At 58.0% G+C, this 448-nt stretch carries 1 pseudogene; it reads left to right on the top strand.

The window, feature by feature from the left end:
• Window positions 1-144 precede the first annotated feature (144 nt).
• A pseudogene (locus tag A3754_RS07505) lies at window positions 145-448 on the top strand (haloacid dehalogenase); the annotation flags it as partial.

Genomic DNA, 448 nt, shown 5'->3' with positions numbered 1-448 from the left:
TGGAAAAGCGCAGGTGAAGTTCTTCGATCCCGAACAGGCGGCTCTTTGCTATCAGCCGGGTGTCGAGAATCTCCGGTTTCTCATCCATAATTACCTCTGAGCCCGCTATTGCAGGCAAGACTAACCCGAACACGCAGGAAATTCATGATTGACTGGCAATCCGTCGACACTGTGCTGCTGGATATGGACGGCACCCTGCTGGACCTGCACTTTGACAACTGGTTCTGGCAACAACACGTGCCCGACTGCTACGCCCGGCAACTGGGTCTGGAGCAGGCCGAGGCCAACCGCATCATCCACGACTGGATCACCAGCCACCAAGGCACCCTGAACTGGTACTGCCTGGATTTCTGGACCGCCGAGCTGGGTCTGGAAATTGCCGGCTTGAAAAGAGCCGCCGGCGACCGCATCTCCGTGCGGCCGGGAGCCGAAGCCTTTCTGCAACATC

The organism is Alcanivorax sp. HI0083 (assembly GCF_001635175.1).
This window is presented reverse-complemented; position numbering and strand designations above follow the sequence as displayed.